The sequence below is a fragment of the Mycolicibacterium mageritense genome (genome assembly GCF_010727475.1).
GTDB classification, from domain to species: Bacteria; Actinomycetota; Actinomycetes; order Mycobacteriales; family Mycobacteriaceae; genus Mycobacterium; species Mycobacterium mageritense.
On sequence record NZ_AP022567.1, the window covers coordinates 6,233,523 to 6,245,388 of the forward strand.

General features: G+C 66.7%; 9 protein-coding genes. 8 read left to right on the plus strand and 1 reads right to left on the minus strand.

The features are described from left to right. The first annotated feature begins 38 nt into the window (after nucleotides 1–38). From G6N67_RS30075 to ppc, 8 genes are all read left to right on the plus strand, one after another. Complete coding sequence (locus G6N67_RS30075; RefSeq protein ID WP_110798692.1) at nucleotides 39–461, plus strand: MmpS family transport accessory protein; 423 nt, start codon at nucleotides 39–41, stop codon at nucleotides 459–461. Beyond that, nucleotides 458–3,364, plus strand: coding sequence for an MMPL/RND family transporter (locus G6N67_RS30080; RefSeq protein WP_081812825.1), 2,907 nt, complete (start codon nucleotides 458–460; stop codon nucleotides 3,362–3,364). The genes G6N67_RS30075 and G6N67_RS30080 overlap by 4 nt, the downstream gene beginning before the upstream one ends. Before the next feature lie 25 nt (nucleotides 3,365–3,389). Further along, a complete protein-coding gene (locus tag G6N67_RS30085) occupies nucleotides 3,390–4,103 on the plus strand; it encodes an ABC transporter substrate-binding protein (protein ID WP_036441531.1) in 714 nt (237 codons plus the stop codon). A 100-nt stretch (nucleotides 4,104–4,203) separates the two neighbouring features. Continuing rightward, complete coding sequence (gene gap, locus G6N67_RS30090) at nucleotides 4,204–5,226, plus strand: type I glyceraldehyde-3-phosphate dehydrogenase (RefSeq protein WP_036429771.1); 1,023 nt, start codon at nucleotides 4,204–4,206, stop codon at nucleotides 5,224–5,226. A gap of 5 nt (nucleotides 5,227–5,231) precedes the next feature. Then, nucleotides 5,232–6,458: a phosphoglycerate kinase gene (locus G6N67_RS30095; protein ID WP_036441533.1), complete on the plus strand. Its 1,227-nt coding sequence runs from the start codon at nucleotides 5,232–5,234 to the stop codon at nucleotides 6,456–6,458. Between the two features lie 3 nt (nucleotides 6,459–6,461). Further along, entirely contained in the window at nucleotides 6,462–7,247 is a 786-nt protein-coding gene (gene tpiA, locus G6N67_RS30100; RefSeq protein ID WP_036441536.1) for a triose-phosphate isomerase, read from the plus strand. A 44-nt stretch (nucleotides 7,248–7,291) separates the two neighbouring features. After that, complete coding sequence (secG, locus tag G6N67_RS30105; RefSeq protein WP_019348649.1) at nucleotides 7,292–7,525, plus strand: preprotein translocase subunit SecG; 234 nt, start codon at nucleotides 7,292–7,294, stop codon at nucleotides 7,523–7,525. Nucleotides 7,526–7,601: 76 nt separating this feature from the next. Further along, a complete protein-coding gene (gene ppc, locus G6N67_RS30110; protein ID WP_036441544.1) occupies nucleotides 7,602–10,391 on the plus strand; it encodes a phosphoenolpyruvate carboxylase in 2,790 nt (929 codons plus the stop codon). 9 nt (nucleotides 10,392–10,400) lie between these two features. On the opposite strand, the gene G6N67_RS30115 is transcribed toward ppc, so the two are convergent. Beyond that, nucleotides 10,401–11,765, minus strand: a complete 1,365-nt coding sequence (locus G6N67_RS30115; RefSeq protein WP_036441547.1) for an MATE family efflux transporter — start codon at nucleotides 11,763–11,765, stop codon at nucleotides 10,401–10,403. Between the last annotated feature and the right edge of the window lie 101 nt (nucleotides 11,766–11,866).

An 11,866-nucleotide genomic window follows, 5' to 3' on the forward strand; every position in this document is an offset into this window, starting at 1 on the left:
AACCCTAAGTTGAAGGGGAATCGACAATTCTCAGAGTCCTGAAGCGGGCGTGGATACCGCTGGTGATGGTGGGCGTCATCGGCATCGGCGGATTCGCTGTGGCGAAGGTCCGCGGCATCTTCGGCTCCCAGCAGCTACCCACCTATGCCGGCAGCATGTCCGACGACACCAAGAACGTGTCGGACCCCAAACGCGTCGTCTACGAGGTCTTCGGACCGCCCGGTGCGGTCGCCGACGTCAACTACGTCGACGACGACGGCGAACCGAATCAGGTCAACGGGGTCACCCTGCCGTGGGCGATCGAGATCGTCACCAATGCGCCGTCGATGACGGGAAACGTGCTGGCGCAGGGCACCGGCGATTTCATCGGCTGCCGCATCTCCTCCGACGGTGAAGTCAAAGACGAACGGACTGCGAACGACGTGACCGCCTACATCTACTGCTTTGCGAAGTCCGTATGAGCACCCACCCGCACCGCGACATCACGCAACCGACCTTCCTCGCGCGGTGGATCCGCCGGCTGTCGATCCCGATCATCCTGGGCTGGCTGGCCGTCGTCGCGGTGATGAACGTCACCGTGCCGCAGCTCGAACAGGTCGGCAAAGAGAACGCGGTGTCACTGAGCCCGCACAATGCGCCCTCGATGCAGGCCATGACCAACATGGGCCGGCTGTTCGGCGAATCCGACTCCGACAGCGTCGCGATGATCGTCCTCGAGGGCGACGGTGAACTCGGCGACGACGCACACGCGTACTACGACTCGTTGATGGACCGGCTGAAGGCCGATACCAAACACGTTCAGCACATTCAGGATTTCTGGGGCGACCCACTGACCGAGGCCTCGGCGCAGAGCACCGACGGCAAGGCCGTCTACGTGCAGCTCAACCTCGCGGGAAACATGGGTGAGGCCCTGGCCAACGAGTCGATCGACGCGGTGCGCGCGATCACCGACGAGCTACCCCCACCGCCGGGGATCAAGGTGTTCGTCACCGGGCCCGCCGCGCTGCAGGCCGACCTCAACCACGCCGGCGACGGCAGCATGGTCAAGATCACGGTGCTCACCTTCGCGGTGATCATCACGATGCTGCTGTTCTTCTACCGGTCGATCATCACGGTCGTGCTGCTGCTGGCGATGGTCGGCGTCCAACTCGCGGTGGCGCGCGGCGTCGTCGCGCTGCTCGCGCACCACCACATCATCGGCCTGTCGACCTTCGCGGTGAACATGCTGGTGTCGCTGTCGATCGCGGCGGGCACCGACTACGCGATATTCCTCATCGGCCGCTATCAGGAGGCCCGCACCAAAGGCCTCGACAAAGACGCCGCCTATTACGAGATGTTCCACGGCACAGCACATGTCGTGCTGGGCTCGGGTCTGACGATCGCGGGGGCCACGTACTGCCTCACCTTCACCCGGATGCCGTACTTCCAGACCCTCGGCGTGCCCAGCGCGGTCGGCATCGTCGCCGGCGTGCTCGTCGCCCTCACACTCGGGCCGGCGATCGTGACCATCGGCAGCCGGTTCGGCCTGTTCGAACCCAAGCGCGCCATGCGAATTCGCGCGTGGCGGCGGATCGGCACCGCGGTGGTCCGCTGGCCGGGGCCCATCCTCGCGGCGACGTTCGCGCTCGCGATGATCGGCCTTGCGGCGCTGCCCGGCTACCAGACCAGTTACGACGACCGCAAGTACATCCCGCAGAACATCCCCGCCAACGAGGGCTTCCAAGCCGCCGACCGACACTTCAGCCAGGCCAGGATGAACCCCGAGGTGCTGCTCATCGAGGCCGATCACGACCTGCGCAACTCGGCCGATTTCCTCGTCATCGACAAGGTAGCCAAGGCGGTCTTCCGGGTTCCCGGCATCGCGCGCGTGCAGACCATCACGCGGCCCGAGGGCACCCCCATCGAGCACACCTCGATCCCGTTCCTCATCAGCATGCAGGGCGTCGGCCAGATGCAGAACATGAAGCTCATGAAGGACCGCATGGCCGACATGAAGACGCAGGCCGACGAGATGGGGAAGACGGTCGCGACCATGAAGACCATGTACGGGTTGATGACCCAGCTCACCGGGGTCACACACGACATGGTCGGCCAGATGACCCAGCTGCAGGGCACCGTGCACGAAATGCGGGACAACATCGCCGATTTCGACGATTTCTTCCGCCCCATCCGCAATTACTTCTACTGGGAGCCGCACTGCTTCGACATCCCGGTGTGTCACTCGATGCGCTCGGTGTTCGACACCATCGACGGCATCGACGAGATGACCGACACGATGGACAAGATGATGGTCAACATGGGCCAGATGGACGCGCTGATGCCGCAGATGCTCGCGCAGTTCGGTCCGATGATCGAGACCATGGAAAGCATGCAGCAGATGATGCTGACCACGTACGCCACCATGTCGGGCTTCTACAACCAGATGGACGAGTTGAGCAAGGACTCGACCGCGATGGGCAAGGCCTTCGACACCGCCAAGAACGACGATTCGTTCTATCTGCCGCCCGAGGTTTTCGACAACCCCGACTTCAAGCGCGGCATGGAATCGTTCCTGTCGCCGGACGGCAAGTCGATCCGGATGATCATCTCGCACCGCGGCGAGTCCTCGACGCCCGAGGCGCTGGCCCGGGTCGAGCCCATCAAGGTCGCGGCGATCGAGGCCGTCAAGGCCACACCCCTTGAGGACGCCCGGATTTCGCTGGGCGGCACCGCCGCGACGTTCAAGGACATGGCCGACGGCTCGAAATACGACCTGCTGATCGCGGGCATCGCGTCGTTGTGCCTGATCTTCCTGATCATGCTGCTGATCACGCGTGCCCTGGTGGCCTCGATGGTGATCGTCGGCACGGTGCTGCTGTCGCTGGGCGCCTCCTTCGGCCTGTCGGTGCTGATCTGGCAGTACATCGTCGGGATCGACCTGCACTGGATGGTGCTCGCGATGTCGGTGATCGTGCTGCTGGCGGTCGGTTCGGATTACAACCTGCTGTTGGTGTCGCGGTTCAAGGAGGAGATACCCGGCGGGTTGAAGACCGGCATCATCCGCGCCATGGGCGGCACCGGGAGTGTGGTGACGGCCGCGGGCATGGTGTTCGCGCTGACCATGGCGGCGATGGTGGTCAGCGACCTGCGGGTACTGGGCCAGGTGGGCACCACGATCGGGCTGGGCCTGATGTTCGACACGCTCGTGGTGCGGTCGTTCATGATGCCCGCGACAGCGACGCTGCTCGGCCGGTGGTTCTGGTGGCCCATGAACGTGCTGCGCCTGCGGCAACATCAGCGGGCGGTCCCGTCGCGGCGCGAGCCGGTCGCGGTGGGCGCCTCATACGACGATCCGACGGCCGAGCTGCCGAAGCATCGTCAGTAGGGCGCGACCGGGCTACCGTGAGCCCATGAGCACCCTGCGGGCAGGTATCGCCGTGCCGGATCCGCCGTTCAACAGCATGCCGGCCGGGGGACTGGATCTCGACCTGATCGCCGCGATCGCCGAGAAGCTCGATCGCACACTGCAACTCGTCGAGTACCCGGGCGACGACTTCGAGGGGATCTTCGACGGCCTCTCCGCCGGTTCGTACGACTGCGTGATCGCGGGCACCACGGTGACCCCGGAGCGGCAGCGCAAGGCCGCGTTCGTGCCGCCGTACCTGATCTCGGGGCAGGGCCTCGCGGTCGACACCAACCGGTTGCCACACGTGCGGTCCGTCGACGATCTCGCCGGGCTGACCATCGGCGTGCAGCACGACAACACCAGCCGGCCGATCGCCGAGCGCCTTGTGGCCGAGGGCCGCGCCGGCCGGGTCCGGGTGTACGGCTACGGTGCCATCCGGGAGGCGCTGCACGACCTCAGCACGGGTGGCTGCGACGCCGTCATCAAGCTCGCCCCGGTGCTCACCGAACTCGTCAAGGCGCTGCCCGCGGGTGTCGACGTGGTGCAGCGCAAGCTCTCCATCGAGGAGATCGCGATCGCGGTGGCGCCGAGAGCCACCGCGTTGCTCGACGGGATCACCGCTGCCCAGGCCGATTTGGAGGCCGACGGCACACTGCAGCAGATTCGCCGGAAATGGCTCGGCAACCCGTTCACCGACCAGCATCTGGCCGGGCTTTGACCGCCCATCTGACCAGGCCGCACGCAGTGGCACCCACACCACTAGGCTGGCCATCGAGCAGTAACCGGCGACTTTCCCCTCAGACACTAAGGAGAAACACGTGACCATCCGGGTAGGCGTTAACGGCTTCGGCCGCATCGGGCGCAACTTCTACCGCGCCCTGGCAACTCAGAAGGCCGAGGGCAAGAACACCGACATCGAGATCGTGGCCGTCAACGACCTCACCGACAACGCCACCCTGGCCCACCTGCTGAAGTTCGACTCGATCCTGGGCCGCCTGCCCCAGGATGTCAGCCTGGAGGGTGACGACACCATCGTCATCGGCGACACCAAGATCAAGTCGCTCGAAGTCAAGGAAGGGCCCGCCGCCCTGCCGTGGGGTGACCTGGGTGTCGACGTCGTCGTCGAGTCGACCGGCATCTTCACCAACGCCGCCAAGGCCAAGGGCCACCTCGACGCGGGCGCCAAGAAGGTCATCATCTCCGCGCCAGCCACCGATGAGGACATCACCATCGTGCTGGGCGTCAACGAAGACAAGTACGACGGCAGCCAGAACATCATCTCGAACGCGTCGTGCACCACCAACTGCCTCGGCCCGCTGGCCAAGGTGCTCAACGACGAGTTCGGCATCGTCAAGGGCCTGATGACCACCATCCACGCCTACACGCAGGATCAGAATCTGCAGGACGGCCCGCACAAGGATCTGCGCCGTGCCCGCGCGGCCGCGCTCAACATCGTGCCGACGTCGACCGGTGCCGCCAAGGCCATCGGCCTGGTGCTGCCCGAGCTCAAGGGCAAGCTGGACGGCTACGCCCTGCGCGTGCCGATCCCCACGGGTTCGGTCACCGACCTGACCGCCGAGTTGACCAAGTCGGCCACGGTCGCCGAGATCAACGCCGCGTTCCAGGCCGCGGCCGAGGGCCCGCTCAAGGGCATCCTGAAGTACTACGACGCGCCGATCGTGTCGAGCGACATCGTGACCGACCCGCACAGCTCGCTGTTCGACTCGGGGCTGACCAAGGTCATCGACAACCAGGCCAAGGTCGTCTCCTGGTACGACAACGAGTGGGGCTACTCCAACCGCCTCGCCGATCTGGTCGCGCTCGTCGGCAAGTCGCTCTAGCCCTCATGGCTGTCGCGACCCTTTCTGACCTGTTAGCCGAGGGCGTGGAAGGTCGGGGCGTTTTGGTCCGCTCCGACCTCAACGTTCCCCTCGACGACGACGGCAACATCACTGACCCGGGCCGCATCATCGCGTCGGTCCCGACGCTGCAGGCGCTGGCCGAAGCCGGCGCCAAGGTTGTCGTGACCGCGCACCTCGGGCGCCCCAAGGGTGGGCCGGATCCCAAGTTCTCGCTGGCCCCGGTTGCCGCAGCGCTGGGGGAGAAGCTCGGCCGTCACGTGCAGCTCGCCGGTGACGTCGTCGGCACCGACGCGCTGGCGCGCGCCGAGGGCCTGACCGACGGCGACGTGTTGTTGCTGGAGAACGTCCGGTTCGACCCGCGCGAGACCAGCAAGGACGACGCCGAGCGGCTGGCCCTGGCCAAGGCGCTGGCCGGTCTGATCGAGGGGGCCGACGGTTCGCCGGGCGCCTTCGTCTCCGACGGCTTCGGCGTCGTGCACCGCAAGCAGGCGTCCGTGTACGACGTGGCGACCCTGCTGCCGCACTACGCGGGCACGCTGGTGGACGCCGAGGTCAAGGTGCTGGAGCAACTGACGAGCTCGACCGAGCGGCCCTACGCCGTGGTGCTCGGCGGCTCCAAGGTGTCCGACAAGCTCGCGGTCATCGAGAACCTCGCCACCAAGGCCGACAGCCTGATCATCGGCGGTGGCATGTGCTTCACCTTCCTTGCCGCGCAAGGAGTTTCGGTGGGAACCTCGCTTTTGCAGGAGGAGATGATCGACACCTGCAAGCGCCTGCTGGACACCTACGCCGACGTCATCCACCTGCCCGTCGACATCGTGGTGGCCGACAAGTTCGCCGCCGACGCGGAGCCGGAGACCGTGGCCTCGGACCGCATCCCGGACGGCAAGATGGGCCTCGACATCGGCCCCGAATCGGTCAAGCGGTTCACGGCGCTGCTGTCGAACGCCAAGACCGTGTTCTGGAACGGCCCGATGGGTGTCTTCGAGTTCCCAGCCTTCTCGGCGGGCACAAAGGGCGTCGCCGAAGCCATCATCGGTGCCACCGAAAAGGGTGCGTTCAGCGTGGTCGGCGGCGGCGATTCGGCGGCGGCCGTGCGCCAGCTCGGTTTGCCCGAGGACGGTTTTTCACACATTTCCACCGGCGGCGGAGCGTCGCTGGAATACCTTGAGGGCAAAACCCTGCCCGGTATCGAAATCCTGGAGTCCTGACATATGGCGCGTAAGCCGCTGATCGCCGGCAACTGGAAGATGAACCTCAACCACTTCGAGGCCATCGCGCTGGTGCAGAAGATCGCATTTGCCTTGCCGGACAAGTACTTCGACAAGGTCGACGTCACGGTCATCCCGCCGTTCACCGACCTGCGCAGTGTGCAGACGCTGGTCGACGGGGACAAGCTGCGGCTGACCTACGGCGCGCAGGATCTGTCGCAGCACGACTCCGGTGCCTTCACCGGTGACATCAGCGGCGCGTTCCTGGCGAAGCTGGGCTGCAGCTTCGTCGTCGTCGGGCACTCCGAGCGGCGCACGTACCACCACGAGGACGACGCGCTGGTGGCCGCCAAGGCCGCCGCCGCGTTCAAGCACGGCATCACACCCATCATCTGCATCGGCGAGCAGCTCGAGGTGCGCGAGGCCGGCAACCACGTCGAGTACAACGTGAACTCGCTGCGCGGATCACTGGCCGGGCTGAGCAAAGAGCAGATCGGCCAGGCCGTCATCGCCTACGAGCCGGTGTGGGCCATCGGCACGGGCCGGGTGGCCAGCGCGGCCGACGCGCAGGAGGTCTGCAAGGCCATCCGCGACGAGCTCGGCAACCTCTCGTCGCCCGAGCTGGCGGCCGGGGTCCGGGTGCTCTACGGCGGTTCGGTCAACGCCAAGAACGTCGGTGAAATCGTGGCGCAGGGCGACGTCGACGGTGCCCTCGTCGGCGGTGCGTCGCTCGACGGCGAGCAGTTCGCGACGTTGTCGGCCATCGCCGCCGGTGGGCCGCTGCCGTAACCCCGGGCGGAAAGCACGTGGTCTGACCAGGTAGTCTTGCGGCCATGGAATTGGCGCTGCAGATTACCCTGGTCGTGACCAGTGTGCTGGTCGTGCTCCTGGTCCTGCTGCACCGGGCCAAGGGCGGCGGTCTGTCCACCCTGTTCGGCGGCGGGGTTCAGTCCAGCCTGTCCGGCTCCACCGTGGTCGAGAAGAACCTCGACCGGCTCACGCTGTTCGTCACCGGCATCTGGCTGGTGTCGATCGTCGGCGTCGCGCTGCTGATCAAGTACAGCTAGCCGCCCACCCACCTCGCGAGCCGGCGGAGCTGCCGGCCGCCGTGCGGCACGCTCATGCGGCACCGATACTGAAGCAATGGTTGACAGGACCGACACCACGCTGGCGCCGATCGGCTCGGTGTATCGCACCCACGTCGGACGCGAAGCCACCGAACCGATGCGTGAGGACATCCGCCTGCTCGGTGCGATCCTCGGTGACACCATCCGCGTCCAGAACGGCGAGGACGTGTTCGATCTCGTCGAGCGCGCACGCGTGGAGTCCTTCCGGGTCCGCCGCTCCGAGATCGATCGAGCCGAACTGGCAGGCCTGTTCCGTGACGTCGATGTACACGAGGCCATTCCCGTCATCCGGGCGTTCACGCATTTCGCGCTGTTGGCCAACGTAGCCGAGGACATCCACCGGGAACGGCGTCGCGCGGTGCACGTCGCGGCCGGGGAGTCCCCGCAGGACAGCAGCCTGGCCGCCACGTACCGCAAGCTCGACGGCGCCGATCTCGAACCGCGTGCGGTCGCCGATGCGCTCGCGGGCGCGCTGGTGTCACCGGTCATCACCGCACACCCCACCGAAACCCGGCGCCGCACCGTATTCGACACCCAGCACCGCATCACCGAGCTGATGCGTCTGCGGATGCACGGGCAGACCCACACGCCGGACGGCCGGGACATCGAGACCGAGCTGCGCCGCCACATCCTCACGCTGTGGCAGACCGCTCTGGTACGGCTGTCCCGGTTGAAGATCTCCGACGAGATCGAAACCGGCCTCCGGTACTACCCGGCTGCGTTCTTCGAGGTCATCCCGCAGGTGAACGCCGAGGTCCGCAGTGCACTGCAGGCCCGCTGGCCTGATGCGGGGCTGCTCCGAGAGCCGATCCTGCGCCCGGGTTCGTGGATCGGCGGTGATCGCGACGGCAATCCCAACGTGACCGCCGATGTGGTGCGGTTGGCCACCGGTCGGGCCGCCTACACCGCGTTCGCGCATTACTTCGAACAGATCACCGCGCTCGAAGAGGAGCTGTCGATGTCGGCGCGGCTCGTGCGCGTCACCCCGGAACTCGACGCGCTCGCGGCCACCTGCAACGAACCGGCGCGAGCCGACGAGCCCTACCGCCGTGCGCTCCGGGTCATCCATTCGAGATTGACCTCGACGGCGCTGCAGATCCTCGACGAGCAGCCCGAACACGAACTCGACCTCGGCCTGCCGGCATACGGGACACCGGCCGAACTGCTGGCCGATCTCGACGTCGTCGACGCTTCGTTGCGCGGCAACGGCAGCGCGGTGCTCGCCGACGACCGGCTGGCCCGGCTGCGGGAAGCGGTGCGCGTCTTCGGGTTTCATCTGTCCGGGCTCGACATGCGGCAGAACTCGGAGGTGCACGAGCAGGTCGTCGCCGAACTGCTGGCCTGGGCCGGCGTCCATCCCGACTACGCATCGCTGCCCGAGGACGAGCGGGTCGCGCTGCTGGCGGCCGAGATCGCCGTGCGGCGGCCGCTGATCGGTGACCAGGCCGAGCTATCGGATCTGGCGCGCAAAGAGCTGGCCATCGTGGCCGCCGCGGCGCGTGCGGTCAAGGTCTTCGGGCCGCAGGCCGTGCCCAACTACATCATCTCGATGTGCCAGTCGGTCTCGGATCTGCTCGAAGCCGCGGTACTGCTCAAAGAGGCCGGGCTGCTCGATGTTCCGAAGGCGCACTGTCCCGTCGGAATCGTGCCGTTGTTCGAGACGATCGACGATCTGCAGCGGGGTTCGGCGATCTTGGAGGCCGCGCTGGCCCTGCCCGAGTACCGGGCGATGGTCACCGCACGCGGCGACCACCAGGAAGTGATGCTGGGCTACTCCGACTCCAACAAGGACGGCGGATACCTGGCCGCCAACTGGGCGCTCTACCGGGCCGAACTCGACCTGGTCGAATCGGCCCGGAAGACCGGAATCCGGTTGCGGCTCTTCCACGGTCGCGGTGGCACGGTCGGCCGCGGTGGCGGCCCGAGCTACGACGCGATCCTCGCGCAGCCACCCGGCGCCGTGAAGGGCTCGCTGCGGATCACCGAGCAGGGTGAGGTGATCGCCGCCAAGTACGCGGAGCCGCGCATCGCCCATCGCAACCTGGAGACCCTGCTGGCCGCGACCCTCGAATCCACTCTGCTCGACATGGAAGGGTTGGGTGACCTCGCCGAGAGTGCGTACGAGGTGCTCGACGAGCTGGCCGCGCGGGCTCAACGCGCGTACGCCGAACTTGTGCACGAGACAACGGGATTCGTCGAATACTTCAAGGCCTCCACTCCGGTCAGCGAGATCGGTGCGCTCAACATCGGCAGCAGGCCGACCTCGCGTAAACCCACCACCTCGATCGCGGACCTGCGCGCCATCCCATGGGTGCTGGCCTGGAGCCAGTCACGGGTGATGCTGCCCGGCTGGTACGGCACCGGAACGGCGTTCGCGGACTGGATCGCCGACGGCGACGGCCGGCTCGAAATACTGCAGGATCTCTATCGTCGCTGGCCGTTCTTCGCCACCGTGCTGTCGAACATGGCCCAGGTGCTGGCGAAGGCCGACATGGGGCTGGCCGCGCGGTATTCCGAACTGGTCGACGACGAAGAACTGCGGGCCCGGGTCTTCGACAAGATCGTTGCCGAGTACGACCGCACCATCGCGATGCACCGGCTCATCACGGGCCAGGACGACCTGCTGGCAGACAATCCCGCGCTCGCGCGGTCGGTGTTCAACCGCTTCCCGTACCTTGAGCCGCTCAATCACCTGCAGGTCGAGCTGCTGCGCAGGTACCGCGCGGGGGACACCGACGAGTTGGTGCAGCGCGGCATCCTGCTGACCATGAGCGGGCTGGCCACCGCGCTGCGCAACAGCGGTTAGCCCGGCCGATCAGACCGCTATCGCGTCGGCAAGCCTGCGCCGGAAGGTCAGCAAGAGCAGGCCGGCCGCGGTGGTCAATCCTGCCGACAGTCCGAGCCACATGCCGACGGTCTTGAGGTCTGCGACGTAGGCGAGCAACAGCCCGACGGGTAGCCCGACCGCCCAATAGCCCAGGAGTGTGATCCACAAGCTCGACGAGGTGTCATGGAGGCCGCGGAGCAGTCCGATTCCGATGTTCTGTGCCGAGTCGACGAACTGCTGGAACGCCGCCACCACCAGCAGCGCCAGCGCGACCCCGACTGCGGACCGGTCACCGGTGTCCATGAACAGTCCCAGTAGTGACTCGGGAATCGTGGCGTAGACCAGTGCGACGACGCCGGCGACGCATGCGCCCTGCCCGTAGGCCAACCATGCGACCATGCGGGTCCGCGCCGTTTCGCCGAGTTCGACCAGCCGGCTGACCAGAATGGATGCGGCGTGCGAGATGCCGACCGAGACCTGGAACACGATGTAGCTCAATTGGTTCACCACCACGTGGGCAGCCAGGGCGGGCGCCCCGAATGTCCCGATCACGATCGCGGTGACCGAGAACAGACCCGCTTCGCTGCCGTACGTGCCCGCGATCGGGAAACCCAGCCGCAGGATCCGGCGGACTGCGGCCGCAGGGGCGCGGTGCATCGCGATGCTGAAGTACGGCGACAGCTCGGGGTCGGAGCGCACCATCGCGGCGAACGCCACGAAGGTGAGGAGATAGACGACCGACGTTGCGAAGCCGATGCCCGGGAGCCCCAGCTCGGGAAGCGGACCCGGACCATAGGCGAAGGCCGCGTTGAGCACGATGTTGACCACGACCGACGCCAACGTGATCAGCAGAAGCGCCTTCGGCTTGCGCATCCCCACTGTGAACTGCCGAATGACCTGGAACCACAGGCACGGAACGAGCCCGGGCGCCAATGCCACGAGCATCGGCAGTGTGTCATCGAGGACCGCGGCATCCTGCCCGAACCACCGCAGCACGTACCCGAGCCCGACCAGAACCAGGCCGCCCACGGTTCCAGCGGCGGTGGCCACCAGGAGGCCGGCACGCACCAGATCACGGACATCGGCGACGGCCGCCTCACCCGTGGCTTGCTGCCGTTCGGCGCGGCCTGCGGCGGACGAGACCAGGTTGCCCACCGAGGTCAGAAGCCCGACGCCCATCGTGCGCAGCTGGTTGAACAGCGTGATCGACAGGCCGCCCGCGGCCAGTGCGGCGACGCCGAGCGGCCCCATCATCACCAGATCGGACGTGGTCAGTGCGACCTGTGCCAGTTGTGTCAACGCGATCGGCCCGGCCAGCCGGGTGAGTTCGCGTCCTGTCGCAGCGGCCGTCATCGAACACACCGTATCGCCCACCGTGGCGCCGGCGAATCACCCGATCCCCATGCGAAGGTTAGGCGAACCTTAAGCTGTTCAGCGTCGGGAGAAGGGGGCAA

Excerpts from the sequence above, each read along its gene's own strand:
- G6N67_RS30095 (WP_036441533.1), top strand. The coding sequence starts at position 5,232 with ATGGCTGTCGCGACCCTTTCTGACCTGTTAGCCGAGGGCGTGGAAGGT.
- G6N67_RS30085 (WP_036441531.1), top strand. The coding sequence starts at position 3,390 with ATGAGCACCCTGCGGGCAGGTATCGCCGTGCCGGATCCGCCGTTCAAC.
- tpiA (WP_036441536.1), top strand. The coding sequence starts at position 6,462 with ATGGCGCGTAAGCCGCTGATCGCCGGCAACTGGAAGATGAACCTCAAC.
- secG (WP_019348649.1), top strand. The coding sequence starts at position 7,292 with ATGGAATTGGCGCTGCAGATTACCCTGGTCGTGACCAGTGTGCTGGTC.
- ppc (WP_036441544.1), top strand. The coding sequence starts at position 7,602 with ATGGTTGACAGGACCGACACCACGCTGGCGCCGATCGGCTCGGTGTAT.
- G6N67_RS30115 (WP_036441547.1), bottom strand. The coding sequence starts at position 11,765 with ATGACGGCCGCTGCGACAGGACGCGAACTCACCCGGCTGGCCGGGCCG.
- G6N67_RS30080 (WP_081812825.1), top strand. The coding sequence starts at position 458 with ATGAGCACCCACCCGCACCGCGACATCACGCAACCGACCTTCCTCGCG.